Here is a 24709-nt window from a genome sequence, read left to right as displayed (position 1 = left end):
AGAGTGCTCAGACTTTCCAGCCGCTATGGATAGCAACAAGGCCGCCCATCATGGGTTCGACCTTGGTCTGAGCAAAGCCGGCATCTTCTATCATGTCACGAAATTTTTCCATTGGCGGAAAGCGGTCGATCGACTCCGCCAGATAGCGGTAACTGTCTTCATCATTCGCGACTGCCTTGCCGATTTTGGGCAGCACGCGATGCGAATAGAAATCATAGACCTTATCAAATCCAGGCCATAACGTTTTTGAAAATTCCATGCAGTAAAAGCGTCCACCATAACGCAAGACGCGATAGGCTTCAGCCAATGCTTTTTCGATGTGGGTAACGTTGCGGATGCCAAAGACGATTGTGTAGGCGTCGAAATGTGCGTCGGGGAAGTTGAGGTTCTCAGCATCCTGCTCGCTCCAGACCAATCGCCCTTCGCCTTTCTTGATGGCGCGGTCGAGTCCTTCGGAAAGCATGTCGGGGTTGATATCGGCAACCGTAATGTTCGCGCCACTATCGACCATGCGAAACGCGATATCGCCTGTGCCGCCGGCCATATCGAGAATCTCTTCGCCGGCCCGGGGTTTGACCCGGCGCGCAAAGCGATCCTTCCACAGTCGATGCGTACCAGCGCTCATGGCGTCGTTCATCACATCATATTTGCTCGCGACGCTGGAGAAGACCTGGCCAACACGACCAACCTTCTCATCTTCATCCACCTCTTCATAGCCGAAGGAGACTGTCTTGGTTTCGATCATAATCTGGTTGCTCAAGCCCTTGGATTTAGACCCCCGAAAACGACATGGCAGAATCGATGTAGAGGGGTTTAGAATGACAAGCATTAGACGACGCTTGGCAGCACTGCAATCACCCTGTAGCTGCTGCACAGAGCGATGTTACGATAATTAGAGGGGCCTGATGCCAGAACTGCCAGAAGTGGAAACTACGGTCGCCGGTTTGCGGCCCGTACTGGAAGGGAACAGGCTGACCCTGGTCGAGCCGCGCCGCGCTGATCTGCGCCGTTCAATCCCCGCTGATCTGCGCCAGCGGATGACGGGCGCACGGGTCACGCAACTGTCGCGGCGCGCCAAATACGGCTTAATCGAGACCGATCGCGGTGATGTCATGATATTTCACCTAGGCATGTCTGGCCGTTGGCGGATTGATCCGGTGGAGTTGGAAAAGCACGACCATCTGTTGCTGGAAACTGAAGAAAATCGGCGATTGGTGCTTAATGATCCGCGTCGTTTCGGTTCTCTCGACCTGATTCGAGCCGATGAAGTGGAGCTATTTGGACCGTTCGCTGCTATGGGCCCGGAGCCGCTAAGCGAGGCTTTTAACGGCACTTATTTGAAAGCAGCAACAAAAGACCGCAAGGCACCGATCAAACAGTTGCTGCTCGATCAGCGCAATGTCGCGGGGCTCGGCAATATTTATGTCTGCGAAGCTTTGCATATGGCCGGAATATCGCCAAGCCGGATGGGCAAGAGCATATCAAAACCGCGCTATGACAAATTGGTGAAGGCGATCAAAGCAGTATTGGAAGCAGCGATTGCCGCTGGCGGTTCATCTTTGCGGGATTTTGCCCAACCTGACGGAGAATTGGGCTATTTTTCGAAGGATTGGCTGGTTTATGGCCGGGAGGGCGAAGATTGTGCTTGTGGGGCGCCTGTGGTGCGCAAGGTTGATAGTGGTCGCTCGACCTTTTATTGTCGGAAATGTCAGCGTTAGGGCTGATTTGCACTTGTTTGACTAAGCTATTGACGGGAATCATCTGGGAAGCTAATGACCGCCGACCTGAGCCGAGATTGCATATGTAATCGACGGCTTCCCAGCATTTCAGTTTTGAGGAAATTTCATGGCTAATACGCCGCAAGCAAAGAAACGTATCCGTCGCAACGCGCGCCGTACGGTTATCAATAAGAACCGTGTGAGCCAGATTCGCACGAAGATCAAATCTGTTGAAGCCGCTTTGGAAGCCGGCGACAAAGCCGCTGCGGCTACCGCTCTTGCCGCTGTTCAGCCCGAATTGGCACGCGGTGTTGCACGCGGAGTGTTCCACAAGAATACTGCCTCACGGAAATTCAGCCGTCTGACAAAACGGGTTGCTGCACTGGGATAAGCAGTTCTGGTCTGGGCCAGACAGATAGTTTGAACAAGAATTACCCGCCCGATCACTGGCGGGTTTTCTTTTGTGCGAATCAGATCAGCATCAATCCTTCATGACGTACCAAGTCAAAAATCCTGATCATGCCCGCTGCCGCTTCGTCACTGAGTTCGATAAAAATCCGGCGCCCGTCTTTTTTGTCCGCTTTGCGAAGAAAGACACCTTCTTCGGTCATGGTTTTAATCCACCGCAGCGCCGTCGTTGGCGGCACGGCAGCTGCGATACAGAGGCTTGAAACCGCAACTTTAGTCCCTTCCAGTTGCGCTGCCATAAGGTCTAGCAGCATGTCCCATGCTGGATCAGCAAACAACTCCGCTTCAAAATATTGGTCGCGCAATCGGCGAGCACGAATCAAACCGCGGACTTCTTCAGCCGAAATATGGCTTGTGGGGGCCTCTGTCGCACCTTCTGATCGATGATCAGTTTCGCGTCCTTGCAAGTCGGCGGATGATCCGGCTTTGAAGCCAATAGGAGAATCAGCGAGCTTTGTTTGGCCTTCAAGGAAAGGGCTACTAATCGGCTGGCGCCCACCAGAAGGTTGTTGTGGGCCTGACAATTTGACCAATGCTCTTGCTATACGCTCTACATCGGCTGAGATCTTTTTCAGATCAGCCAGGTCAATTTCATCTCTGTCTGCGAACAGGCTGCTGATCGGACGCTGCGTTCGATGCTCCAACGATACAAACAGCTCTGCAACGCTATCGCTGAGCAAATGTTCGACATGGGGATAGTCGACTGCCACCAAAACCGTATCCAGCAAATCGAGGTTGGTCCTGATCAGCATCGGCAGGCTTGATGCCTCACAAAACTGTTCAATTCGCTCCAACGCAGATTGCTGGGCGCTATCCCATTCGGTAATTTGGACGACGATTGCCGCGACATTCATACGATCGGTGAGATCATCATCGGCAAAATTGACAGGTAGCGGCGTACATCTACCGCCCAGCAATTCAATAGCATGGACGTAAAGTGCCCGCAGTTGCGGATCATCGGAGACTAATAGAATCTGGCCGCCCCAAATGTCGTCCTGTATGTTTTCATCCATAGTGATAAATTACTTTTCTGAAATTGTCGGTTTGTAAGGCTCTGGTGTATGACATAGCATTGATTAGAGGCTGTCTGCTATTTGTATCAATATGTAAATCGATGTTTTTTTTGTCGATTCGCATATCTTACTGAATATTCTAGTCTGCTAAAGTTTAATGGTCTGTTTTGTCGGACTATTAGAGATCGGTCCAAGTGCTGTGATTCTGTATATATTTGTAAAATATACGCTTTTATACTTATCTCTCCTATCCAAAACAGAAATTTTCGTCAAAAAACAACAAGGTGCCATTGAAATTTATCGACGAGCCGCACTATTTTATCGTTCAATGGTGGTTCAGCATGATAATCTTATTATATGAAGAAGATGGCGGGCAAGTTGAAGGAATGACGATGAAAACGTCTCGATCAAAAAATTCAAAACATCTGAAATTGAAAATTCTTGCGCCCGTCGCCTTCCTGGCGCTGGGTGCTTGTGCAAGTCCTTTCCGGGCTGATGTACAGCGATTTGAAGCCTTGCCACCTGCACAGGGACAAAGTTTTGCTGTGGTAGCGTCCGATCCTGAACTTTCTGGCGGTCTGGAATTCAGCCAATATGCCGCACTGGTTGAACAGCGAATGTCCGATCTTGGCTATCAGCGCAGCGATGATCCGGCGGCTGCACAGTTAATCGTCAGCATGGATTACGACGTGGACAATGGCCGTGAAAAAGTGGTTTCCGACTATGATCCTTTTTTTGCAACAGGTTTCCGAGGCTATCATCGTCGCGGCTTCTACGGTCGTCATCGCTATCGATTGGGCTTTTATGACCCGTTCCTGTTTGGCGGTCATGGATTCTCAGGCTATGGCAGCGTCCGCAGTTTCACGGTTTATACCTCCGAGCTTGATCTGAAGATCGACCGGCAAGTTGACGGTGAGCGTTTGTTTGAAGGCAAGGCAGAAGCCCGCTCAAGGTCGAAAAATCTAACCTATCTCGTTCCGAATCTGGTTGAGGCCATGTTCACCGACTTCCCAGGCAGCAACGGCGAACGCGTTCGCATTTCGATTGCGCCTGAGAAAAAGTAACTCGAAACAGCAGATAGGGGCAAATAAAAAAGACCATCTCGGTGCGTTCCGAGATGGCCTTTTTATTGACTATATTGTGACTGATCGCAGCTGTTTCAGCTTTCCAGCTGACGAAGCAGCATCCGGACATCATTGTCCATCTCAGTATCTTCACCCCGTAACTGCTCGACCAGTTTCACCGCATGAATGACGGTGCTATGATCGCGACCACCAAATTTACGGCCGATTTCGGGATAGCTGCGCGGAGTCATTACCTTGGCAAGATACATGGCGACCTGTCGCGGTCGCGCTACGGCACGGGCCCGGCGTTTGGAAGACATTTCATTGCGGTCGAGGCGGTAATATTCGCAGACAGTGCGTTGGATTTCGTCAATCGTAATTCGGCGGCGGCAAGCACTTAAAATGTCTGACAATTGTTCTTCGGCCAGTTCCTTGGTAATCGGCCGCCCGGTCAGCTGCGCATAAGCGAGGAGCTTGTTCAGGCCGCCTTCCAATTCCCGCAAGTTGCGACTGATCGTACGAGCGAGAAACTCGACCACATCTTCTGACACCTGTTGATGCGGCATGCTGGAGAGCCTGTGGTTCAGGATGTCTCGGCGCAATTCCAAGTCGGCAGATTGAATGTCTGCGACCAGCCCCATCGAAAGTCGCGACAGGAGCCGCTGATCCACTCCATCCAAAGCCTGCGGTGGACGATCAGCAGCAACGACAACGCGTTTGCCACGGCTGATCAGCGAATCGACGGTATGAAGAAATTCTTCTTGGGTCGAATTCTTGCCGACGATAAATTGAATATCATCGATCATCAAAAGGTCGGCTTCCCGAAGAGCGGCCTTGAATTCCATCGCCTCGTTGCGACGCATGGCTGAAACAAATTCGATCATGAACCGTTCGGCCGACATGTAAATGACACGTGCAGCCGGACATTCAGCCTGATAGGCATGTCCAATAGCATGTATCAAATGGGTTTTGCCCTGCCCCGTAGACGATTGCAGATAGAGCGGATTGAAAAGTGGTTTTTCCGCCGCTGCCATACGCTGCGCCGCATTTTGTGCCAGAACATTACTGGGTCCGGCGATAAACTCGTCAAACGTCATGCGCGGATCAAGATCAGGTTGGAATTTTCCACCATTGGGCGCGGTGGAACCATGAAGGGGTGGAATATCACTGACCTGTTTGACCTGTGCGATCCGCGCGGCTCCCGCCTTGGCGGCGAAACTAATACTCCTTACGTCAGAACAATGGGCTTTCCACGCAAGAGTAAGGCGTTCTGCATAACGTTCACGAACCCAATTGGCAGCAAATTCAGAGGGCAGTAGCAGCTGCAAATCGCCATTGTCAGCATCAAAGCGTGCAAGTTTGATGGGCTTGATCCATTGACCAAAAATCTGAGCACCAAGATCACGGCGCAAACCGGAGCAGATGGTTTTCCATGCATCTGTTAGTTGCGAAGCTACATCATCCTGTTTTGCCAAATTGCCATTGTTTACAACGGAATTATCCACGCTAACTGTTGCTGCCTCGCTGGCTATATGGGCGCCCACTTTTTCCGATTCTTGTACCACTAACATCCCCCGAATTATCTCCACCCGCGTCATTGCAGGACCGCTCACCGACCAGAAAATTTCTGTACTTCCCAATGGGTTCCCAGCCAAAGGAACCGCAAGGTACAGAAAACCCGATGTTGAAAACACTTTTCAACGATGCTTTTTTCAATGTCATAGAGGCCAGAATTTTCGAATCCGTGGCCACCAGCCGATGTCTCTTAGTAAGCGTGTCGGAACGAGTCGAGCAAGGCCGTGTGTGTAAAAAAAATGAAATAATTAGATTGACAGCGGCAACCTGTGGAAAAATCCAATAATCGAACTAAGCAATTGATTTAATACACTAATATTCTGTGGATAATAAGGCATATGCTGCGAATCGCGGTTGCACCTTGGGTTTTGCATTATGTTACATTGCTGGGCAGGGCCGTCGGAGAAAAATCGTCGATATTCCGATATTTTGGAAAAGCCTGCGGAAAGATGCTTGCCAAAGCCCTCATGATTTGGCAATGGCCCCGAACACTTCATGGGGCTGACCTATGTAAGGGCGATTAGCTCAGTTGGTAGAGCGCTTCGTTTACACCGAAGATGTCGGCAGTTCGAGCCTGTCATCGCCCACCATTTTTGGTTTTTCTTAGAACGCCAGCCCAATCAACTTCCGGCCAATGTTTCTTCCATCAGCGCCGCAGCGCGCGCACCATCCCAGTCCATTGCACCAATAACCCGCCAAACTTCTTTGCCTTCCGCATCATAGAGTACGGTGGTTGGCATCAGGCCGGATCCGAATCCAAAGCTGAGCCCATTTTCTTGATCGGTATAAGCCTCTAGTTCGTTGAAATCCGCCTTAGCAAAGAACGGTTCTACTTTCTCTGCGCCTTGGATATCCTGCGATACAACCAGTACTTTCAGCCTGTTTTTTTCACGAGCAGCCAGTTTGTCGAGCATTGGCATTTCCACCACACATGGGGCACACCACGTTGCCCAGATGTTGACCAGAACTGGCTTGCCAATGAAATCGGACAGACGGACCATATTGCCATCAGGATCCTTAAACGGCGTATCAACCATCGGCTCTCCGCGTTTGCCGATATAAAGATGGCCCACGAGCCCTTCTTTACCTTCGATGACTTCACCGCCCACCGGATCAACATAGTCTTGCTCCCCTGCATCAGATTGCTTATCGCAACCGGTGAGCATCACTGGCAGGCACAGAAACAGGAAAAATCGAATCACTAATCGCACATCAAATTCCAACAGCCAGAGTTCTAATACAATGTGGGGCGGCAGATTTGCCGATGGCCCTTCATCAATCATGCGCGAGATAAACGCGTCTATCCCGTTCGACAAGAAATTATGGCGTCAAGATATCCGCGCATCACTCGCCCATGTCGAGATGCTTTCCCAAAAAGGCATTGTCGAGGCGGAAGACGCGACGAAGATCATCGAAGGCCTCAATCAGATTGCTGAGGAATATGAAACAGGCGGCGTTCCTGAAAATCTGGACCTTGAAGATATTCACATGACGATCGAGGCGCGGTTGACCGAGATTGTTGGTCCCGTTGCTGGACGCCTGCACACCGCCCGTTCGCGCAATGATCAGGTCGCGACATCCTTTCGCCTGTGGGTGCGGGATGCCATGGACGATGTATCCGACGGCCTTTGGAGTTTGCGGGAGGCTCTAATTGCGCGGGCCAAGGAACAGGCCGACACAATCATGCCCGGCTTTACCCATTTGCAGGTGGCGCAGCCGATTACCATGGGGCACCATCTGCTCGCTTATTATGAGATGTTTGCGAGGGACAGCAGCCGGCTTTGGGCCGCCAAGAAGCGTCTGGATGAGTGTCCATTGGGTGCCGCTGCGCTCGCCGGAACAGGTTTTCCCAATGACCGGCAAATGACTGCAGAGGCTCTGGACTTCGGTTCCGCGACAGCCAATTCTATGGACAGTGTTTCAGACCGTGACTTTGCGCTAGATTATTTGATGGCGGCATCACAAACCGCCCTGCACCTGTCGCGACTAGCTGAAGAAATCATAATCTGGGCATCTCAACCCTTTGGCTTTGTGAAATTGTCCGACCAATGGTCCACCGGCAGCTCAATCATGCCGCAAAAACGCAATCCTGATGCAGCTGAGCTCGTGCGCGGCCATGCCGGGCGGATTGTCGGCTGCCTCAATGCGCTCATGGTGACGATGAAGGGCCTGCCGCTCGCCTATTCCAAGGATATGCAGGACGACAAGCCGCCCGTATTTGAGGCGCATGACTTGCTGGGTCTCTCGCTCGCTGCGATGACCGGTATCATCGAGAGCGTCACCTTCGTCCCTGAAAAGATGCGGGCTGCTGCCGATAGCGGATTCTCGACCGCAACCGATCTGGCCGACTGGTTGGTACGGGATGTCAATATTCCGTTCCGGGAAGCCCATCATGTTACCGGTGCTGCGGTTAAACTGTGCGAAGAGCGCGGGTGCGGCCTTGCGGACTTGGCGCCTGCCGACCTCACCGCCATTGATGCCCGAGTGGAAGGCCATGATATGCCGGATTTAAGCGTCGAAGGATCGGTAGCAAGTCGGACCAGCTATGGCGGAACCGCGCCGGAGCAGGTAAGACAGCGGATCGCAGAACTGGAACAGACGAATCGCTTATGAACTATTTTGGAAAAATTGCGGCTCTGACAGCCCTGGTGATATTATCTGCCTGCGGTAATCGCGGCGCGCTGGAGCCGCCCAAGGGGCAATCGCTTCCGCCCGCTGTCTATGGCGAAGCTGAAAAACCAACGGGTGAGGAATTGTTGATTCCGTCCACGCAGGCACAGCCGGAACGTAGCGACGAATTGCTCCGCCGGTCGGAGAAACGACAGGATGACAAATTTGACCTGCCGCCGCCCGGCTAAACCCGAATTCCTCCTTTTTAACATTCTGAAAGCCCCATTCGATGGACCATTTCCAACTTAAAGATGGCGTGCTGCATGCCGAAGATGTTGCGCTTCCCGATATTGCCGACCAGATCGGTACACCGGTCTATGTCTATTCCCGCGCCACGCTGGAGCGTCATGCTCGCGTATTTCGGGAGGGGTTAAAAGATGCTGGCAAGGTCCATCTGGCCTTTGCAGTGAAATCCAATCCTAATCTTGCGGTGCTGAAAATTCTTGCCAATCAGGGCTATGGGGCCGACGTGGTTTCCGGCGGTGAACTGCAGCGTGCTCTGGCAGCAGGTATGAAGGCTGAAGATATCGTGTTTTCGGGCGTTGGCAAAAGCCGCGCCGAACTCACGCTCGGCCTCGACAAAGCGATTGGCCAATTCAACCTCGAGTCTGAAGAAGAAGGCCAGATGTTGGCGGAAATTGCCGCGGCGCGCGGTGAAAAAGCCTCGGCCACCCTGCGCGTCAATCCCGATGTCGACGCGGGCACGCATGCGAAAATCTCGACAGGTAAAGCGGAAAATAAATTCGGCGTCGCAATTGACGTTGCGCCTGATATCTTTGCGCGGCTGTCCAAGCTGGAAGGCCTTAACCTGCGCGGTGTTGCAGTGCATATCGGTAGTCAGTTGCAAAAACTCGATCCGCTTGAAAAATGCTACGCGCGCATGGGGCAATTGGTCAGCGATCTACGCGCTGCGGGTCATGAAATAACGCATGTCGATCTAGGCGGCGGTCTCGGCGTACCCTATAAGCCTGAAGAAAATCCGCCCAGCCCAGCTGACTACGGTGCTATGGTCGCGCGCGTGACCAAGGGTTGGGACGTGACATTGATGTTCGAACCGGGCCGCGTGATTGCGGGCAATAGCGGTGTGATGATGACGCAGGTCATTCGGATCAAGCCAGGCGTGAACAGCGACTTTGTGATTGTCGATGCCGCGATGAATGATCTGATGCGGCCTGCCATTTATGATGCATGGCACCATTTTGAAGCCGTCCAACCAACTGGTGACACCATGACCGCATCGATTGTCGGTCCGATTTGCGAGAGTAGTGATATCTTCGCGAAGGAACGGGAAGTCGATCGGGTGCAGACTGATGACCTCGGAATCTTCCGAACAGCGGGCGCTTATGGAGCGACTATGGCCAATACTTATAATAGCCGCCCACTGGTTCCCGAGGTGCTGGTCGATGGCGATAAATATGCCGTGGTGGCGGAGCGGATAGAACCAGCGACCATCATGGCCGCAGAGCATGTGCCTGACTGGCTGAAATAGACCATGGACCAGCTACCGATCTTCGTGACGTTGAAGGGCCGCAAAGTCATATTGCTCGGCAGCGGAGAAATGGCGGATGCGAAGCGGCGGCTCTACGAACGCGCTGGTGCGGCCATCACTGATGATGAAGCGGCCGATGCCGCTATGGCAGTTGTGGCTTTCGAGGATGACGATGAGGCCGATGCGGCGGTAAAGCGCCTGAAAGCACGCGGCCTGCTGGTCAATGCCGTCGATCGTTCGGCGCTTTGCGATTATACCACACCGGCCATTATCGATCGTGATCCGGTGCTCATCGCCATTGGCACAGGCGGTGCATCAGCGGGTCTTGCCAAAGCCGTGCGCCAACGATTGGAACAAATGCTGCCAGCGGGATTGGGAAAGCTGGCCAGAGGTCTGTTGGCCGCTCGCGCCCGGGTCAAGGAGATTTGGCCAGATGGGGCCGACCGTCGCCGGGCGATTGATGCAGCGCTCAATCCTGGAGGAACGCTCGACCCGTTTGCCGATCATGATGCACAGGCCATAGACCATTGGCTCACCGACCCGGCAGCAGGCAACCAGACGGGGTTGATCGAACTTAGTCTGCACAGCGCTGACCCTGATGATCTGACAATCAAGCAGGCGCGGTTATTGGGTCAGGCCGATGTGATCTATGCGGATACCAAAATACCGGAAGCGATATTGATCAGGGCACGTGCGGATGCGGAACGCTTTGATCTGGACGCATTTGATGCGACACAGATCACAGGGCTGACATTGGTGATACGCTACGGATAGGCGAAACGGGGGCTGATATGACACTGGCATTGGGGCAGGGCGACATAATCACAGTGCTACAAACTGCACTGGCACCGGCTTTTCTGTTGGTGGCCGTGGGTGGGATGCTGAGCCTGTTTGCGGGCCGATTGGCTCGGATTATTGACCGGTCGCGCATATTGCAGGGCCTGTTCAACGAAACCGAAGGCCATGAACATCAATGCATTGTTGATGAGCTGCATGATCTCCAACTACGGATAAAAATCGTGAACAGTGCGATATATCTTAGCGTCGTCAGCGCCATTGTTGCCTGTATTCTTATCGGATTACTCTTTGTCATGGGGCTGACAGGCTTCGATCTTTCCGGCGTCATCGCGGGCGCCTTCATTATCGCGATGAGCTTGCTATCCATCGCCCTCATCCAATTTTTGCAGGAAGTCCGCATCGGCGTGAGGGACTTCATGATCCGCGAGGAATTTTTGGAAAGTCACGACCCGTAAAAGTGAAAAGAGCCAAAAAGTGAAAAGAGGCTGTCGATCGCGATGGGATCAACAGCCTCTAAGCATGGGTCAGCGGTTGGAAGTGCCGCTGCCGGGTTGCCTGATCGCTAAATCAGATACGCCCCCCGAACGGATTTTTCCGACCCCTGTGCTGAACCATGAGACATCGGACCACCTCCTTTCGCTTGTTGATAAGATACGAACTGTTGCATTGAAAATCTCCGCTTGTTCGACGATTCGAATGTGAATCATTCATCAGGCGCGAACAAGACTTGAATTATTTTAATTTGCTGTCAGAATCCGGCGTTCCGTCCAAAAGCAGGCCTGTCGCAGCAGTATTACTGCTCGCCGAAACCTGTTCATTGCATGCGACTAGCGACGGCAATCCTCTATAACGCGGGTAAATTCTGGCCAGATCGGAATAGCGAGTGATGCCAGTGCGGAAGTCTCGACCGCAAACCGGCCACGGCTGAACGTGATCCGATCCATCATATAATCGGTTACGGGCACAGCTATCGCCGCATAGTCCAGCGGGCCGCCGCTGTTGCGTGCTGGGTAAGATTGCATGCCGGACGTTGCACGCAACGTCATTTGTGCACCAGTTTCCACCACTACGCCTTCGCGGGATAGAAACAGCTGATTGCGGCGTTGATCACAGCGAATGATAAAAGTCGCTTCCATATTGGGCGGCCCGAATAGCGCTATCGAGCCCCGCTCATCCTCGCGGTAAACCCAATCGCCTTTCGCCAGTGGCCAGTCCGTCCAGTCGCCACGCATCGGTTCTGGTGGCGGTGTGGGGGTCGGTGTCGGGGCAGGCGGTGGTTCAGGCGCTGGAGTCGGTGATGTTGTTTCTGCCGGAGCCGGAGTGGGTGCTGGCACGACTGCTGAACAACCAGCGGCTAACAACATGGCGGAAAAGGTAAAAGTGATTCTCATGATATCGAATATGGTCAAAAGCATATGCTTCGGCTAGTCCCATTTTGATATGGCACAAAATGAAACGCGCCCAGCAAAAACCGCTCCACCTGCGGCAGCGGGGCAGGCAAAACCGAAAAAAATGCGGATTGACCAGATATTGGTTGATCGTGGTCTGGCGGAAAGCCGTGCCAAGGCGCAAGCCTATATCATGGCTGGGTTGGTAACGGTGGCTGATCAAAAAGTCGACAAGCCAGGTCAGAAATATCTCGATGATGTTGCCGTCGACCTGAAAGGCAAAGATCATCCTTGGGTCTCTCGCGGCGGGATAAAACTGGACCATGCTTTGGATCATTTCAAAATTGCTATAACCGACATGATCGCGATTGACGTGGGCAGCAGTACGGGGGGCTTTACCGATGTCATGCTGACTCGAGGTGCAAGCAAGGTCTACGCGATTGATAGCGGTACCAATCAACTTGCATGGAAACTGCGACAGGATGAGCGCGTGGTGGTGCACGAACAAACCAGCGCCAGGATATTAACGGCCGAGCATATCCCCGAAGAGGTTGATCTGATCGTCTGCGATGCAAGTTTTATATCGTTGACCAAAGTGCTCGAACGGCCATTGACCTTTGCAAAACCCGGTGCGCATCTCGTAGCCTTGATCAAGCCGCAATTTGAGGCGGAACGCGCCGATGTTGGTAAAGGCGGCGTTGTGCGTGATCCGGTGGTGCACGATCAGGTTTGTGAGAAGATACGCAATTGGCTGACCGATCAAGGATGGGCTGTGCAAGGTGTCGCGGCAAGTCCCATCACGGGGCCAAAGGGTAATGTCGAATTTTTGATCTTTGCTGAAAAGTCCCAATAATGGTGCACACGGAGATCAGACACCTTGCCATCAGCGGCTGTGACCATTAGCGCATCGTGCCATGGCAGATTCTACAGACATTACGCCCGTTCCGTTTGACATTGACGAAAGCCTTTCGATGATGCGTCTGTTCGACGATGGCATGGCATGGTTGAGCAATAATTACATCGAACTGCTTGTCACCATCGTGATCGGCACCTTCATCTTCTTTTTGCTTGGGGCCATGAAACGCTACGCCGCCCGTCAAGTAAGCAACAATGAAGGCCTGATCGGCTATCGTGCTATCATCACCCAGGCGATTGCTCGGACCAGCAAATTTTTCATGTTCATGGTCTCCGCGCAATTGGTGGTAACCTATTCCAATGCACCGGCAGACATTGTTCGGGCTGTCAGCTTTCTGTTCACAATTTCCATAGTATTGCAGGTCGCGATCTGGCTACGCGAATTGATTCTCGGCTTTTTTACTCGCAAGCTATCCTCGGATCCGAACCAGAGTGATACCCTGCAAAGCGCGATGTCGCTCATCCGTGTCCTGGTTACCTGCGTGATATTTGCGATTGCGATTATCGTCATTCTCGACAATCTTGGGGTGGATGTTACGGGGCTGGTTGCTGGCCTTGGTGTGGGCGGCATTGCCATTGGCCTTGCGGCGCAAGGCATTTTTTCTGATTTGTTCTCGGCATTGTCGATCATCTTCGACAAACCCTTCCGACGTGGTGAATTTATAAGTTACGATAACACCACAGGCAGGATTGAAGAAATAGGTTTGAAGAGCACTCGGCTTAGGGCCGTAACAGGCGAAGAAGTTATCATCTCCAATACCAATTTACTCGACAAGGAAATCACCAATCTGACCCAATTAGGTCGCCGTCGAACGCGTTATGGCATCGGGGTTATCTATCAGACTAAGCCAGATGATGCGCGGCGTATTCCAAGCCTTCTGAAACAGATCGTGGAAGAAAACGGGGCCAAATTTATTCGCTCCGGCTTCGTTGGTTTTGGTGATAGTTCGATCAATTTCGAGCTGGATTTTGATATTATCAGCAGTGACTATGAAGTGGTCTATGAGGGCCGCCACAAGATTGGTTTGGCCATCCTTGAGAAGTTTAACGAGGAAGGGCTGGAGTTTGCCTATCCGACCCAGACCACCTTTACTTCAGCGCCCGACGGCAAGATGATCATGCCCTATCCTGAAGGCGGTTTTCCCGTGCATATGCAAGAGAGCTAGCTTGCCGTAGCGTCAGGACCAGTAGCAAAGAAAAACCTTGTTAATTGCCCGATTAACAGAGAGTATGCGCGCCAAATTCGACTCAGAAATCTCACAATAAAGGATCATATCATGCGTGACGCAGTCATCGTTTCCACCGCCCGGACCCCCATCGGACGCGCCTATAAAGGCGCTTTTAACGCGACCGCTGGTCCTACGCTTGGCAGCCATTCGGCCAAAGCGGCCGTTGAGCGTGCCGGCATTGACCCGGCGACGGTCGAAGACGTGGTCTGGGGCAGCGCGCTGCAACAGGGATCACAGGGTGGCAACCTCGGTCGTAACGTAGCGCTGCGCTCCGGATTCCCGATTGAAGTTCCGGGCATGACTTTGGATCGTCAATGTTCCTCTGGCCTTATGGCGATTGCAACCGCCTCCAAGCAGGTAACGATTGACCGCATGGATGTTGTTGTCGGTGGCGGACAAGATTCGATCTCGACGGTACAGACTCCGGAAATGCGGATGGCACCGGACAAGGCATTGGTCGCCATGCATGACGATATCTATATGCCCATGCTGCAAACGGCCGAAGTGGTTGGTGAGCGCTATGGCATTTCGCGCGAAGCATGCGACGAATATGCACTAAAATCCCAGCAACGCACAGCAGCGGCCCAGGAAGCGGGTAAGTTTGACGACGAGATTGTCGAGGTTACTGCAACTATGGGCGTGCAGGACAAGGAAACCAAAGAGATTTCCATGCATGAAATCACGCTCAGCAAAGATGAAGGCAACCGTCCTTCAACCACGCTGGAAGGTTTGCAATCTTTGAAGCCCGTGCTTGGTGAAGACAAAATCATCACGGCCGGTAACGCATCCCAGCTTTCCGATGGCAGTTCCGCTAGCGTGGTGATGGAAGCCAGTGCAGCCGAAAAAGCGGGTCTTAACCCCCTTGGGCGCTATCTTGGTATGGCGGTTGCGGGTACGAAGCCCGATGAAATGGGCATCGGTCCGGTTTTCGCAATCCCCAAATTGCTCGAAAAGTTTGACCTCAAAATGGATGATATCGGTCTTTGGGAACTCAATGAAGCCTTTGCAGTGCAGGTGCTTTATTGTCAGCAGAAGCTTGGCATTCCAGACGAGCTATTGAACGTCAATGGCGGCTCCATTTCCATCGGTCACCCTTATGGCATGACGGGCGCGCGCTGCGTCGGGCATGTGCTGATCGAAGGCAAGCGTCGCGGTGCGAAATATGGTGTCGTAACGATGTGTGTCGGCGGCGGTCAGGGCGCTGCCGGATTGTTTGAAATACTCTAGCTACGTTGATCGGGGCTGGCGCTCGCTGCGTCAGCTCCGACCCGAAAATCAAACAAAAGAGGATGAAGCATGGCAGTAGGTGTAGTGGCGACTTTGACAGTGGCCGAAGGCAAGAATGCGGACTTTGAAGCAGCATTTACGGAGCTGATGGCGGCGGTCCGGGAGCATGAACCCGGCAATGAATTTTATTCTGTTTTTCAAAGCAAAGAAAATCCTCAGCAATATAAAGTGCTGGAGCGTTATGTTGATCAAGCGGCATTGGATGCCCATGGTAAATCCGACCATTTTCGTGCGAGCGGCCCAAAGCTTGCACCGTGTATGGCGGCTGCGCCGGTGATTGAATATCTCGACGGGATTTAGTTGAACAACCTTTGAATTTCCGCTGAGGCGGCACAAGACACAGGAATTTCGCACCGCCCAGACGCGTTAACTGAGGCACGTTTCGACCGTTACAACTATATGGCCGAAGCAAGTCTCGTCTTTCGAATCTTGATGATCGTTATTCTAACGGTCTTCGCGATCGTTTTTATGGCGCTTTATGCTTATGATCGCGATCAAAAAGCTCCCGCCTGGATCGCGTTTGCTTATCTGTCCGGACTTGGATCTTTTTTGTTTGATCTGAGCCGGTCCGCCTTCGACCCGGTCATCTCAGACATTTTTGCCAAAACGCTCTTTTGGCTCGTGAGCGGTTTTTGGGCCTTAGGTGTGTTTGAATATCATAAGACTAGACCACCATGGATGTTGTTGATTTCGATATTCCTTTTTGGTTTCGGATCATTGCTTTGGTTCAGCTTGAAACAGCCTGATATCATTCAGCGGTCAATTTTCTCCAGCAGCACTGGCGGATTACTGCTGGCCTGCACATTGCCGGTGTTGTGGAAGAAGCGCAGAAATCTAATTGAAAAAGCATGGTTCTGGGTGTTTGCGGGTCTGTGTGTAACCTATTTTCTTCGGCCAGCCTTGGTTTATGGACTACTTGGTGAGCGTTATACGGCTACTTCTTATGGCGCTTCCTCTTACGCTGCTCTGTTGCATTCCAGCAGCGCCCTTTGGGGACTGGCTTGCGGTATGACCATGATATTGGCCATGGGAAACAAGCTTATCGAGAAGCATTTGCTTGCGTCGATCAGAGATCCATTAACCGGTCTGTTTAATCGCCGCGGATTAGATAAATATGTGAACGAGAGTCTGGGTGACAAGAAAAATCTTGGCCGCTCGCTCATGATTCTTGACCTGGACCATTTCAAGAAAGTGAATGATCTGTACGGACATAGTGCTGGTGACCAGGTGCTCATTCGCTCTGCCGATTTGTTACAAACACTGACTAAGGAGCTGGGCACCATTGCCAGAATTGGCGGCGAAGAGTTTGTTATCATTCTCAACAAGATGGACGCAGAAGACAGCCAATTGGTAGCGCAGCATCTCCGGCTTTCAATCGGCATGATAACGCACCCCGAACTTGGTGATAACAGAAGCGTCACCGCCAGCATCGGATTGGCGGCTTTGTTCCCGGATGAAAGCTTCGCAATGGCATTGCGCCGTGCTGACCAGGCGCTCTATCAGGCAAAATCCGAAGGCCGAAATCGATTGGTAGTCGCAATCGAAGATCGCCGTAGACCCCAGCTCAAATTAGCAAAATAGTAGGGATGATGATTGCAAGTTACTTGGCACGATAAGACTAAGTGCAATCGGGCTATGCTGACCCATGTGATATCGGTCATTGCAAAACATTCCGATTGTCGCCAAGCATTGGCTCAATTCGCTGGTTCTGGGGGTATTAAGAGACCGTGAAACTTCGGGCAATTCTATTATCTTTTCTGACGATCATATTGACCCAAATCGTTTTTCTGCAAGCGATTGCAGCACAGCCAGTGAAGCGCGCGGCGCCGCTGTCCGGAAAGATCACGGCGACAAAAGGGGGAGAGCAAGCAACGCTGCTGCCACGTAAGAATTGGCAAAAGGCCGTGCGTCAGCAGGATCTTAAAGCCGGGGATGTCTTGCGCACCAGAGCGGCCGGCACTCTCGCTATAGTTTTTGTCGATGGGACCCAGGTTCGGTTGGGTAGAAATTCGGTGATGGTTGTCCGCCGAGTATCCAGACGCGGGGCTTCCACACTATCTCTGCAACGCGGAAAAGCATGGGGGCGAAGCCCTCGAAACCGAACAAATCTGTCTATCGAAACCCCGTCGGCAACGGCGGCTATTCGCGGTACCGAATGGGCCATAGAGGCCGATGCAGACTCCAGCCGATTGCAGGTTTTTTCAGGAGCAGTTGAGCTATCGAATGAACAGGGAGGATTGATTGTAGAAGCAGGGCAGGCTGCTACCGTCTTGCGCGGGCAAGCGCCAACGCGAACATTATTGGTGAACCCCACGGGGCGAGAACAGATGCTCTATTTCGTCAATCTGGCGAGCGGGCTGGATCTCCTGAACAATGACAGCGAAAATTTTGTAAGCGCCCGGCGATCGGCGGTCAGTGGAGACTGGGAAGGGGCGCTTCGGTTGTTTGAACAGATGACGCTATCCACCAATACCGCAGACCAGTTGGCCGGCGTCTATGGTAGCTATGTTGCCATGATCCAATTGGGGAATGCGCCATCACAGCCGTTGCTGGAGGATAGTGCCGAGAGCTATCTCGTACTTGCGCTGATTGATGCTTATGAAGGCGATTTGCGCGCAGCGAAAGACAGCGCGCAAACAGGGATTCAGAACTTTCCCAACTATGTGCCGCTCTATCAGGTGAAGGCCAATGTCGAGACATTATTGGGCGATCCTGATACCGCATTCGACACCATAGCCAACGCGCGAGAAGCTTTTCCGGACAATATCACACTGACCATCGGCGAAGCGGATCTGATGCGCGACTATCGTGGTAAACCCAAGGCAGCGCGCGACCTTCTGGCCCCGGTTATTGCTGCCAATCCCGACAATTTTTTGGCGCAGAAATCGCAGGCAAAAAACTGGATGGCTATTGGTGGGCTGAAAGAAGCGGGTCAGCTTGTGGACCAGGCGCTCGGCGCGCGGCCTTATGATGCAGAAATGGTCAGCATGCGGGCAGAAATCTTGCTGCAGCAAAATAGATTATCTGCAGCAAAATCCGAAATCGACAAAGCTTTGGAGATGGATCCTGGCAATGCGCTGGCCGGCAATGCTTTGGCGCAATATTGGCGCCGCAAAGATCGTTTGGATCAGGCGCTGGATGCGTCTTTGGCCGCATCGGCTCACAATCCGGACTATGGTATGGGCTTTCTTGGCCTTGCGCAGGTTCATCATGAAATGGGCGAGACGGGGCTGGCCGAACAGCAATTTGACACAGCCGACCGGCTTGATCCTCTGAACCCCGCCATAGCGCTCGCCCGCACCGGTGTTGCCTTACAGGATTTCGCGGCGGACAACGCCATTCGGAATGCACGCGAGGCTTTGAACCGTTATCGCGGGCGCGGCGGTGAATATGTCAACTTGTCCGAGAATCGCGAAACCGGCAGCCTCGTCTCTCAGGCTTTTCGTTTCCTGGATTTGGAAGGTTGGGGCCGCTATTATGCGGATCGGGTGTTCGACAGCTTCACACCCTCAAGCTATTTCGACCAGGCGATCAACCAAACACCTGGCCCTTTCCTGATCCGCAACCCCGATGGCAGCTACAATGCGCAGCAAGCGGCAGTTGGAAGCGAGCAGGGGGAAAGCTTCGAAGCACTTTCGAGTTTCCTGCAGGGCGTGGCCCTTGATCCGTTAAGCGTTGCCAGTTCCCAGCGGCGCTTACGGTTCGACAATGGCAATTTTTTCGAACCTTTTGTGGGCACGGCACTTCTAAGCGAAGAATTGCGGAACGAGCGTGTAATTGGCGGCGGACTGGACACTATTTTTGATGCGCCGTTGCCTACGGCTATCTGGATGCGCGGCAATTATACCGATATTTCCGATGAACGGCGGCGCCCGGATATCAGCCCATTTTCGCGGCGGCGCGGTGGCGATAGCTGGTTTTTGAGCAGCTATGTGGGACTGGAAATAACGCCATCAGACAGCATCGTCCTGAACGGAGAGCTGAACCGCAATAGCAGCTTGTCGGAATCCAATATCGTCAGCATTCTGGACAATGGATTTGACCTCGAAGAAGACCGTGAAACCGAAAGGAATTTCCTGTTCGGGCTATATAATCACAAATTTGGCTATCGCGATCAACTGACTATTGGCGGAGGATTTGGGAGATCGCAGCTAAACCTCATAACGCTTGACCTTTCCAGCACGCTGCCTTTTGCGGACCAGCTGTCGCAAAGCCGCAGCACTTTTCGCTATCTTAGTGCGAATTATGCAAAAGGTTTCGGACCGTTGGACCTGCGGATCGGCGGGGAGTGGAGCGATGTAAAGACACGGGACTTGAACAGTGTCTTTGATTTCGAGCAGAATATCGCTGACCCCAATCTGGTGCCTGATCGCGTCGATGTACGGACCAAAGAGGCACGCGCTTACCTTGATTTGCGTTATCATCCGATAGAGCCGCTGGTTATGCAGGGACAGATGGAAATCATTGCCCGCACGATTGCCGGCGATACACGCTACCCCCTCAATTTTCGGCTTGGTGCTTCCTATGAACCGATAGAGGGCCAATGGCTGCGCGCGGCTTTCTTGCGCCAGAGCCGCGGGTTATTCGATTTCAGCTTTCGTCCCGCTGCTGTGGTTGGTTTGCAGGCCAACAGTGCGCCCAGCTTTCGCGAGAGTCGCAATGACAGTTTCATCATGCGATGGGATGCCGAATGGTCTGATCAATTTTTTACCACCGTCGAATATCAAGACCAGCAATTGGAGGCGATAACTTATGCTATTCCTGATTTGCCGGTGGATATTACCGGCTTTCCGGTATCGGTAAAACGGATTAGCGCGGAAGCCAATTTATGGCTACCTGGAAATATTGGGTTGCGGGCCTCCTATGCCTATACCGACAGCGCGATTGAAGGCAGCTTCGTATCGGGTGACAATGTCAATCAAGCCATCGGTCCAACTTTTGGTTGTGCTACGGCGGACCTTAATCTTTCATTTGGTTGCACCTATGAAGTTGGAGATAAGCTGCCATTTGTTCCCGGCCATTTTGCCCGCGCTTCACTTGTTTGGAGCCTGCCAGCGCCCGTAAGGCTGAAGGCAAGCATATCGGGCAGCTATATTGGCGGACAAAGGGATGACCTGGGTTTGTCGATCGAAGATGCCGCACTCGTCGATGCCCGGCTGGAGTGGGAACCATTAGATCAACGTTTAGCCATCAATCTGTCGTTGTTGAACTTACTGGACAAGCGATATGATTCAGCGACTAGTGTTGCCGCGCCGCGGCTGACCGTGGTCATTGGAGCGGAGGTTCGTTTCTAGATGACTATACCGGAAATCAAAGAAATGTTTTCACCGCGTCACAAGCTGTCTGGGGTGTTCATGGTAGCAGTGGTGGCGCTGTTGATAGGGTTGTTGAGTCTGACCACATTCCTGCGCGACCTAGATGGACGAAGCTTTGATTATTTGTCGACAATCGCACCAGCATTGCCAGAACAGCCGGGCATTACATTGGTTGCGATCGACGAACCGAGCATGGATGCGATTGGCCAGCAATGGCCATGGTCACGGGAACGCCATGCCGAGTTAATTGCCCAGTTGCGCAATGCCGGCACCAAGGCCATTGCTTTTGACGTTCTGTTTGCCGAGCCAGCTGACAAGACACAAGATCAGGCACTGGTGGATGCTATGGGTCCTGATATTGTCCTGGCTGCCGATGAAAGCCTGATTGAACGACCCTATGGCAGCACGCTGGTGCGGACGGAACCTATGCCTGCGTTGATCACGGCCGGCGCCCGTACCGGTATCGCCAGTCTGTCGATGGATGGCGATGGTGTGCTACGCAACATGCCTGTCTACTCCGACGGCTTTATGACCCAGCTGCTCGAGATTACGAGTGGGATATCTGTAAAAACCGATCCGATACCGCGTCGGATTCAGCATTTTGGACCAGCGGGCAGTTACCCCACCATTTCTTACTACCAAGCGCTGGATCCGGAGGCTTATTTGCCGCCGGACTATCTCAAGGATCAAATTGTCATTATCGGTTTTGCGTTGCAGACAAATGCTGATGTTGCCACGGGTGGCATTGACGCTTTTGAAACGGCCTATACTTTACGGTCGCGGCAATTAACCCCCGGGATTGAAGTTCAAGCGACGATTTTCGACAACTTGCGCACCGGGTTGTCCATTGGTCAGGCGCCTCGCTGGCTTTCGCTTGTGCTCATCATTATCGCAGCCGCATGGGCACTGTTGGTTTCGCGCCCCAATGCACCGGGGAAAAAGGCGTTGCTCCTGGCAATATCATTGCTGGGTATAGTTGGTGCTTGCTGGCTATTGCTGCAATATGGCCGGTACTGGATCGGACCCGTGGCTCCCTCCACCGCATTGATATTGAGTGTCGCTGCCATTGCGACCCGAGATTTTGCAGGTGAACAAAATCGCCGGCGTGAAGTGCAGAATGCTTTTGGCCAATATCTCGCTCCGGAAATGGTTCAGAAAATTGCGGATGATCCGAGCCTGCTCAATCTGGGTGGCGTGAACCGCGAACTGACAATATTATTTTCAGATATTCGCGGGTTTACCGCGATTTCGGAGGCGATGCAGGACGATCCGCAGGGGTTAACCCGAATGATCAACGCGATTCTTACACCATTATCGAACATCATTCTGAGACATGGCGGTACAATCGACAAATATATGGGCGATTGTATTATGGCTTTTTGGAATGCTCCGCTGGATGATCCAAATCATGCCCTGCATGCGCTTGAAGCTGCGCGCGAGATGTTGGCCGAAATGGACAATATCAATCGTGAGATTCAAGAGATGCTGCCGACCGGAGCCAACGTGTCACGCATCCGTATGGGCATTGGTATAAATACCGGTACTTGTGTGGTTGGTAACATGGGATCAGACCGCAGATTTGACTATTCGGTGCTGGGGGATGCTGTCAATCTGGCTTCCCGTTTGGAGGGGCAGTGTGATGAACTGTCCGTTGATATATTAATCGGTCAGACAACTGTCGAGGCGGCACCGTCATTATCGTTCAGGAAAGTTGCCGACATCAAAGTGAAGGGGAGATCCACAACCGAGGCCACTTATACGTTTTGCGATGACCTTTAGCCTGAAAATACCGACAGAGGACTCGCGTTATGCGCTTTCCGGTGGCGTTGTGGAGTAGTGCGACACTTCTATTGGAAGTTATGCAGCAAAAGTAACCAATGGCTTGTTTGATACGAACTTCACCAAAGGAGTGGAGATACAAGAAAGACAGTCGATGACCATCGCGTATATTGTGCCGAAGAGAATGATCTCAAATCCAAATCTTGTTTTCTTAGATCGACTAAATATATGAAATCGACTAACCTCAATAGATGATGAGTGTCGCAAACCCGGTTGGCGAAACGTCTGAGAGCCGACCACAACCCCCAATTTGGCAATGCATCAGGATGAGAAACGAAAATGATATTGGATCTGGCAACAGGTGAGGTATCGGGGCAAATTGCTGCCGACATATGTATTATCGGCGGCGGTGTTGCTGGACAAATTTTGGCAGAGGCCCTGAGTTCACCAGCCCGGGATGTGGTCATTGTCGAGAGTGGCGGACGTGATTTTGACCCGGCCGTGCAATCATTGGCACATGGCCAGAATATCGGGATGCCATATTATGATCTGGATGATTCGCGGTTGCGACTATTTGGCGGCACGGCGGCCATATGGGGCGGACGTTGCGCGGAACTGGATGCGATTGATTTTGAAAAGCGCGATTATCTACCACATAGCGGCTGGCCGGTCACCAAGACAGACTTGACCTCATACTACAAGCAAGTGTTTGACCGTCTGGGATTGAAGCAACCCAGCGCAGAAGATCTGTGGACCACTATCAAAAAATCTGCGCCGCCATTTGATGCGGACAAGCTTGATAGTGATTTATGGGTGTTTGATGAACAGGGCGAGCGGTTTACCGATCCGAGTCGCAAAAGCTTTGATCACACGCGCATTTTGTTGAATGCAACCGTTACGGACATTGATGTGAATGCGCAAAATGCGGTGCAACATGTCAAAGCGGAGAGCGTGACCGGACATTGCACCAAGATAACGGCGAAAGCTTTTGTGCTAGCCGCTGGCGCGATTGAAACTGTTCGTTTGCTAATGGCTGCGGTTGGCAACCGGCCCAACGGACTCGGCAACGAGCATGATCTTCTTGGCCGGTATTTTATGGAGCATCCCCATGCACGCGGCGGTGAATTTCTGCCCAACAAGCTGGCACAGACTCTATTGGCGCTACCCCGGGCCATTCGCAGAGACGGAAATCGCTATGCGGCTTATCTTCGTCCTGCGGATAAGCTGCAGCGGGATAAAGGCATTTTAAATTCATCCATCAGCATCGCCCCGCGATTGCGAGAAGGGGAGAGAATGGAACTGTTTCGCGCGGTTACGGGCAAGTTGAAACATGACCTGCCATCCAGCCGCTTTTGGCGAGCAAGTTACCATGGGTTGAAAAAACTGGCGGTAAAGGGTTTGGAATGGACCGATCCTTGGTCCTCGATTTTGAATATGAAGCTCAATCGGAACAGATTGGGGGTCTTTGCGATCGTGCGAGCCGAACAAGCCCCAAATCCTGATAGCCGTATCATCCTGGGTTGTGCGACGGACCGATTGGGTATGCGCCAGGTCGAACTGGATTGGCAATTGTCTGAAATCGACAAGCGTAGTGTGAAAGTTCTGATGGAAACGGTTGGTGAAGAATATCGACGATTGGGATGGGGCGACGTTGTCCTGTCAGATTGGCTATCCGAAACATCTGCCCGCTGGAAGACAGACCCATTGATATCAAGCCACCCGATTGGGGGCTATCACCATATGGGTGGAACACGCATGAGCAGCGCGCCTGATACGGGTGTAGTCGACAAAAACTGCAAATTGCATGACAGCCCCAATCTGTTCGTAGCCAGCAGCAGTGTATTTCCAACAGGTGGCTGGGCGAACCCCACGGTTACCATCATGGCTTTGGCCCTAAGGCTGGCTGATCATCTCGAGTCGATATTTCTTGAACGTCCTGTTCAGCGTTCTGCGAGTCGAGAATCACAAGGGCGAGTCGGTACCGGAAAACCAGTCTAGCAG

At 52.4% G+C, this 24709-nt stretch carries 21 protein-coding genes and 1 tRNA gene; 17 read left to right on the top strand and 5 right to left on the bottom strand.

Features of this window, described 5'->3' with window-relative positions; translation table 11 throughout:
• Positions 1–7 precede the first annotated feature (7 nt).
• A complete protein-coding gene (locus tag BS29_RS16220) occupies positions 8–745 on the bottom strand; it encodes a class I SAM-dependent methyltransferase (RefSeq protein WP_229956888.1) in 738 nt (245 codons plus the stop codon).
• 160 nt (positions 746–905) lie between these two features.
• On the opposite strand from BS29_RS16220, the gene mutM reads away from it, so the two are divergent.
• Entirely contained in the window at positions 906–1718 is an 813-nt protein-coding gene (gene mutM, locus BS29_RS16215) for a bifunctional DNA-formamidopyrimidine glycosylase/DNA-(apurinic or apyrimidinic site) lyase (RefSeq protein ID WP_229954670.1), read from the top strand.
• A 127-nt stretch (positions 1719–1845) separates the two neighbouring features.
• Positions 1846–2109, top strand: a complete 264-nt coding sequence (gene rpsT / locus BS29_RS16210) for a 30S ribosomal protein S20 (protein WP_229954669.1) — start codon at positions 1846–1848, stop codon at positions 2107–2109.
• 79 nt (positions 2110–2188) lie between these two features.
• Here rpsT and BS29_RS16205 read toward each other — a convergent pair whose 3' ends face one another.
• A complete protein-coding gene (locus BS29_RS16205; protein WP_229954668.1) occupies positions 2189–3199 on the bottom strand; it encodes a hypothetical protein in 1011 nt (336 codons plus the stop codon).
• A gap of 392 nt (positions 3200–3591) precedes the next feature.
• Between BS29_RS16205 and BS29_RS16200 the strand changes: the two genes are divergently transcribed.
• Positions 3592–4263: a DUF4136 domain-containing protein gene (locus BS29_RS16200; RefSeq protein WP_407673791.1), complete on the top strand. Its 672-nt coding sequence runs from the start codon at positions 3592–3594 to the stop codon at positions 4261–4263.
• A gap of 95 nt (positions 4264–4358) precedes the next feature.
• Here BS29_RS16200 and dnaA read toward each other — a convergent pair whose 3' ends face one another.
• Entirely contained in the window at positions 4359–5834 is a 1476-nt protein-coding gene (gene dnaA / locus BS29_RS16195) for a chromosomal replication initiator protein DnaA (RefSeq protein ID WP_229954666.1), read from the bottom strand.
• A 518-nt stretch (positions 5835–6352) separates the two neighbouring features.
• Here dnaA and BS29_RS16190 point away from each other — a divergent pair.
• Positions 6353–6428, top strand: a tRNA-Val gene (locus BS29_RS16190).
• A gap of 30 nt (positions 6429–6458) precedes the next feature.
• Here the strand turns inward: BS29_RS16190 and BS29_RS16185 are convergent.
• Positions 6459–7049: a TlpA family protein disulfide reductase gene (locus BS29_RS16185; protein WP_229954665.1), complete on the bottom strand. Its 591-nt coding sequence runs from the start codon at positions 7047–7049 to the stop codon at positions 6459–6461.
• A 31-nt stretch (positions 7050–7080) separates the two neighbouring features.
• Between BS29_RS16185 and argH the strand changes: the two genes are divergently transcribed.
• The 5 genes from argH to BS29_RS16160 are packed head-to-tail and all read left to right on the top strand — an operon-like array spanning position 7081 to position 11250.
• Positions 7081–8451 (top strand): argininosuccinate lyase, encoded by a 1371-nt coding sequence (argH, locus tag BS29_RS16180; RefSeq protein ID WP_229954664.1) that lies wholly within the window; start codon positions 7081–7083, stop codon positions 8449–8451.
• Entirely contained in the window at positions 8448–8696 is a 249-nt protein-coding gene (gene lptM, locus BS29_RS16175) for an LPS translocon maturation chaperone LptM (protein ID WP_229954663.1), read from the top strand. Before argH ends, lptM begins: the two co-directional genes overlap by 4 nt.
• Positions 8697–8737: 41 nt before the next feature.
• A complete protein-coding gene (gene lysA / locus BS29_RS16170) occupies positions 8738–9997 on the top strand; it encodes a diaminopimelate decarboxylase (protein ID WP_229954662.1) in 1260 nt (419 codons plus the stop codon).
• Between the two features lie 3 nt (positions 9998–10000).
• On the top strand, positions 10001–10771 hold the full coding sequence (locus BS29_RS16165; protein ID WP_229954661.1) for a siroheme synthase: 771 nt from the start codon (positions 10001–10003) through the stop codon (positions 10769–10771).
• Between the two features lie 17 nt (positions 10772–10788).
• The gene (locus BS29_RS16160; protein WP_229954660.1) at positions 10789–11250 is read left to right on the top strand and encodes a DUF2721 domain-containing protein; all 462 of its coding nucleotides are present in this window, start codon (positions 10789–10791) and stop codon (positions 11248–11250) included.
• A gap of 372 nt (positions 11251–11622) precedes the next feature.
• Here the strand turns inward: BS29_RS16160 and BS29_RS16155 are convergent, their stop codons facing one another.
• Positions 11623–12186: a hypothetical protein gene (locus tag BS29_RS16155; RefSeq protein WP_229954659.1), complete on the bottom strand. Its 564-nt coding sequence runs from the start codon at positions 12184–12186 to the stop codon at positions 11623–11625.
• A 121-nt stretch (positions 12187–12307) separates the two neighbouring features.
• Here BS29_RS16155 and BS29_RS16150 point away from each other — a divergent pair, with 121 nt between their 5' ends.
• The 8 genes from BS29_RS16150 to BS29_RS16115 all read left to right on the top strand — a co-directional run bounded on the left by BS29_RS16150 (position 12308) and on the right by BS29_RS16115 (position 24706).
• On the top strand, positions 12308–13036 hold the full coding sequence (locus BS29_RS16150) for a TlyA family RNA methyltransferase (protein WP_229956887.1): 729 nt from the start codon (positions 12308–12310) through the stop codon (positions 13034–13036).
• A 61-nt stretch (positions 13037–13097) separates the two neighbouring features.
• On the top strand, positions 13098–14264 hold the full coding sequence (locus BS29_RS16145; protein WP_229954658.1) for a mechanosensitive ion channel family protein: 1167 nt from the start codon (positions 13098–13100) through the stop codon (positions 14262–14264).
• A 111-nt stretch (positions 14265–14375) separates the two neighbouring features.
• Complete coding sequence (locus BS29_RS16140; protein ID WP_229954657.1) at positions 14376–15554, top strand: acetyl-CoA C-acyltransferase; 1179 nt, start codon at positions 14376–14378, stop codon at positions 15552–15554.
• Positions 15555–15623: 69 nt separating this feature from the next.
• Positions 15624–15914 carry a putative quinol monooxygenase gene (locus tag BS29_RS16135; protein ID WP_229954656.1) on the top strand — a complete coding sequence of 97 codons (291 nt, stop codon included), beginning with the start codon at positions 15624–15626 and terminating at the stop codon, positions 15912–15914.
• A gap of 99 nt (positions 15915–16013) precedes the next feature.
• A complete protein-coding gene (locus BS29_RS16130; protein ID WP_229954655.1) occupies positions 16014–17195 on the top strand; it encodes a GGDEF domain-containing protein in 1182 nt (393 codons plus the stop codon).
• 188 nt (positions 17196–17383) lie between these two features.
• Positions 17384–20908 (top strand): FecR domain-containing protein, encoded by a 3525-nt coding sequence (locus BS29_RS16125; RefSeq protein ID WP_229954654.1) that lies wholly within the window; start codon positions 17384–17386, stop codon positions 20906–20908.
• Positions 20909–22708, top strand: a complete 1800-nt coding sequence (locus tag BS29_RS16120) for a CHASE2 domain-containing protein (protein ID WP_229954653.1) — start codon at positions 20909–20911, stop codon at positions 22706–22708. It begins immediately after the preceding gene.
• 339 nt (positions 22709–23047) lie between these two features.
• The gene (locus BS29_RS16115; RefSeq protein ID WP_229954652.1) at positions 23048–24706 is read left to right on the top strand and encodes an FAD-dependent oxidoreductase; all 1659 of its coding nucleotides are present in this window, start codon (positions 23048–23050) and stop codon (positions 24704–24706) included.
• The last annotated feature ends 3 nt before the right edge of the window (positions 24707–24709 follow it).

Origin of the sequence: Parasphingorhabdus litoris DSM 22379 (genome assembly GCF_020906275.1) — a bacterium.
Lineage (GTDB): Bacteria > Pseudomonadota > Alphaproteobacteria > Sphingomonadales > Sphingomonadaceae > Parasphingorhabdus > Parasphingorhabdus litoris.
The sequence above is the reverse complement of the archived record's forward strand: the minus strand, read 5'-3'. Positions and strand labels throughout refer to the sequence as shown.

Excerpts from the sequence above, each read along its gene's own strand:
- BS29_RS16155 (WP_229954659.1), bottom strand. The coding sequence starts at position 12,186 with ATGAGAATCACTTTTACCTTTTCCGCCATGTTGTTAGCCGCTGGTTGT.
- BS29_RS16115 (WP_229954652.1), top strand. The coding sequence starts at position 23,048 with ATGATATTGGATCTGGCAACAGGTGAGGTATCGGGGCAAATTGCTGCC.
- BS29_RS16130 (WP_229954655.1), top strand. The coding sequence starts at position 16,014 with ATGGCCGAAGCAAGTCTCGTCTTTCGAATCTTGATGATCGTTATTCTA.
- BS29_RS16145 (WP_229954658.1), top strand. The coding sequence starts at position 13,098 with ATGGCAGATTCTACAGACATTACGCCCGTTCCGTTTGACATTGACGAA.
- rpsT (WP_229954669.1), top strand. The coding sequence starts at position 1,846 with ATGGCTAATACGCCGCAAGCAAAGAAACGTATCCGTCGCAACGCGCGC.
- mutM (WP_229954670.1), top strand. The coding sequence starts at position 906 with ATGCCAGAACTGCCAGAAGTGGAAACTACGGTCGCCGGTTTGCGGCCC.
- argH (WP_229954664.1), top strand. The coding sequence starts at position 7,081 with ATGTGGGGCGGCAGATTTGCCGATGGCCCTTCATCAATCATGCGCGAG.
- lptM (WP_229954663.1), top strand. The coding sequence starts at position 8,448 with ATGAACTATTTTGGAAAAATTGCGGCTCTGACAGCCCTGGTGATATTA.
- BS29_RS16200 (WP_407673791.1), top strand. The coding sequence starts at position 3,592 with ATGAAAACGTCTCGATCAAAAAATTCAAAACATCTGAAATTGAAAATT.
- BS29_RS16120 (WP_229954653.1), top strand. The coding sequence starts at position 20,909 with ATGACTATACCGGAAATCAAAGAAATGTTTTCACCGCGTCACAAGCTG.
- BS29_RS16150 (WP_229956887.1), top strand. The coding sequence starts at position 12,308 with ATGCGGATTGACCAGATATTGGTTGATCGTGGTCTGGCGGAAAGCCGT.
- BS29_RS16205 (WP_229954668.1), bottom strand. The coding sequence starts at position 3,199 with ATGGATGAAAACATACAGGACGACATTTGGGGCGGCCAGATTCTATTA.
- BS29_RS16160 (WP_229954660.1), top strand. The coding sequence starts at position 10,789 with ATGACACTGGCATTGGGGCAGGGCGACATAATCACAGTGCTACAAACT.
- BS29_RS16165 (WP_229954661.1), top strand. The coding sequence starts at position 10,001 with ATGGACCAGCTACCGATCTTCGTGACGTTGAAGGGCCGCAAAGTCATA.
- BS29_RS16140 (WP_229954657.1), top strand. The coding sequence starts at position 14,376 with ATGCGTGACGCAGTCATCGTTTCCACCGCCCGGACCCCCATCGGACGC.
- dnaA (WP_229954666.1), bottom strand. The coding sequence starts at position 5,834 with ATGTTAGTGGTACAAGAATCGGAAAAAGTGGGCGCCCATATAGCCAGC.
- BS29_RS16135 (WP_229954656.1), top strand. The coding sequence starts at position 15,624 with ATGGCAGTAGGTGTAGTGGCGACTTTGACAGTGGCCGAAGGCAAGAAT.
- BS29_RS16220 (WP_229956888.1), bottom strand. The coding sequence starts at position 745 with ATGATCGAAACCAAGACAGTCTCCTTCGGCTATGAAGAGGTGGATGAA.
- lysA (WP_229954662.1), top strand. The coding sequence starts at position 8,738 with ATGGACCATTTCCAACTTAAAGATGGCGTGCTGCATGCCGAAGATGTT.